We start from the raw sequence: 339 nt of genomic DNA on the forward strand, positions 1-339 counted from the left end.
CTTTGATCGTGCTTTCTGAAAGGCTGCAGGAGAAGGTCGATGAGCTTACTTCTGTTCCAATCGCTCTGGCTATGCGCTACGGAAAGCCTTCCATAAAAAGCGGCCTTGAGGAATTACATGATAAAGGTGTGGATGAGGTGCTTATTTTTCCGCTTTATCCGCAGTTTGCAATGGCGACTACTGAAACTATCCTGGTGTTGGCAGAAGAGCTTCGGAAAGAACATTTTCCGCAGATGCAGTTCACATCGGTTCCTGCATTTTATAATCATGCCGATTATATTCGGGTACTTGGGACCAGCATTTCAGAATCTTTAAGAGGAGTGGAATTTGACCACCTTT

Annotated in this window: 1 protein-coding gene; it reads left to right on the plus strand. The window is 44.8% G+C overall.

Annotation, left to right across the window (positions count from 1 at the left end):
* A partial coding sequence (locus tag HC175_RS21665) for a ferrochelatase (RefSeq protein WP_168139969.1) occupies positions 1-339 on the plus strand: 339 nt, incomplete at both ends.

This window comes from Salinimicrobium oceani (genome assembly GCF_012037645.1).